Origin of the sequence: Nocardioides cremeus (assembly GCF_030518195.1) — a bacterium.
GTDB classification, from domain to species: domain Bacteria; phylum Actinomycetota; class Actinomycetes; order Propionibacteriales; family Nocardioidaceae; genus Nocardioides; species Nocardioides cremeus.
Map to the genome: position 1 here is coordinate 1 of NZ_JAULSC010000363.1, position 247 is coordinate 247.

Annotated in this window: 1 protein-coding gene; it reads left to right on the plus strand. The window is 77.3% G+C overall.

The window, feature by feature from the left end; translation table 11 throughout:
• Window positions 1-247, plus strand: a 247-nt coding sequence (locus QWJ41_RS21365; protein WP_302710519.1) for a hypothetical protein, incomplete at both ends; no start/stop codon positions are given.

Below are 247 nucleotides of genomic sequence, written 5' to 3' on the forward strand. Positions count from 1 at the left end.
GCCCGCGCGCGCCCCCGCCTTCCGCGCCGCGGGCGCCTCCGTCCACATGATCATCGCGGCGGGTCGCGACCTGCCACTGGTCGAGCCGCCTCCCGTGCTGCGGCAGCGGCTTCGCCAGTCCTTCCCGGACGGGCACCGCTCATCGACATCCCGCGCGAGCCGGTTGCTCGAGGTGGTCGCCGCCCTGGTGTTCGACAGCCGGCGCCAGCAGCTCGGCCTGGCCGTCCGCGGGGCGGGCGACGGGCTG